At 43.8% G+C, this 1,160-nt stretch carries 2 protein-coding genes; both read left to right on the forward strand.

Annotated features, from left to right (window positions below; all coding sequences use genetic code 11):
• On the forward strand, positions 1-551 hold a 551-nt coding region (locus R7P35_RS25455), incomplete at its 5' end, for a uroporphyrinogen-III C-methyltransferase (protein ID WP_318093187.1).
• Positions 551-1,160, forward strand: a 610-nt coding sequence (locus R7P35_RS25460) for a heme biosynthesis HemY N-terminal domain-containing protein (RefSeq protein WP_318093189.1), incomplete at its 3' end; no start/stop codon positions are given. The genes R7P35_RS25455 and R7P35_RS25460, both read left to right, overlap by 1 nt.

Here is a 1,160-nt window from a genome sequence, read left to right on the forward strand (position 1 = left end):
TGCGCACTGTCCCATTGATTGACCGTGACGGTCTTGTTCTGCGTTTAACCGCTCTACAGCAGCAAGTAGATAAGTTGCCTCTAGCAAATGCACTACTGCCGGAAGCCCAAGTCGTTGCTCAACATGAAGTATCAGAAGACATTTCAAACTGGCAAGATAATTTAATGACCTCTCTGAAAGACTTCTCTGAGAACTTTATTACTTTCCGTACTCGCGATGGCAACGTCATCCCATTATTGTCTCCAGAGCAGCATTTCTATTTAAAAGAAAACATCAAGGCCAAACTGGAAACAGCAATCAAAGCGGTTTACCAAGAGCAAGGCGAAATCTACACCACTTCGTTAACGACAGCTGACAAGTGGGCGATGGCTTTCTTCAATCAAGACGACAATGCGGTGAAAGAATTCAACAAAGCACTCAACCAATTAAGCCAACAAAATATTCAAGTTGAGTACCCTGCAAAACTGGAAAGCCAATCTCAGCTATCGGATGTGATTCGTGAGCGACTACGTCGTGAAGTCACAACAATGACAGGTACGGGGGATAAATAATGATTCGCCTTATTTTCCTATTTGTCGTTCTAGGTGCAGGTCTATTTGTCGGTACTCAGTTTTCTGGTCAACAAGGATATGTACTGATCTCAATAGCAAACAAGACCATCGAAATGAGCGTGACCACTTTGGTGATCTTCGTTATCGCTGCGCTAGCTGGTCTTTTCCTCCTTGAATACCTGATTAAAAAGTTGGTTTACGCAAGCTCAAGCACTTGGAACTACTTCAGCGTACGTAAAATGCGTCGTTCTCGTCGCTACACCAATGAAGGCATTATCAAGCTCCTTGAAGGTGATTGGAAAGGTGCTGAGAAGAAAGTCACTCGTTGGGCAAATCACCACGATATGCCAATACTGTGCTATCTCGTTGCTTCTGAAGCTGCTCAAGGTCAAGGTGATAAAGCAAAACGCGATCATTACCTTGCATTAGCTAGCCAACAGGAGAATGCTCATCTCGCTGTCGAACTGACTCGAGCCAAGCAATTTATTCGTGATAATGAGTTCGAAGCCGCTTTCGATACCCTGCAATCGCTAAAAGGCCAATACCCAAATAACTCGATTGTCTTGAACTTACTCAAAACAACTTACATGCAGCTTAAATTGTGGCAGC

Origin of the sequence: Vibrio sp. Vb0304 (assembly GCF_033338995.1) — a bacterium.
GTDB lineage: Bacteria > Pseudomonadota > Gammaproteobacteria > Enterobacterales > Vibrionaceae > Vibrio > Vibrio alginolyticus.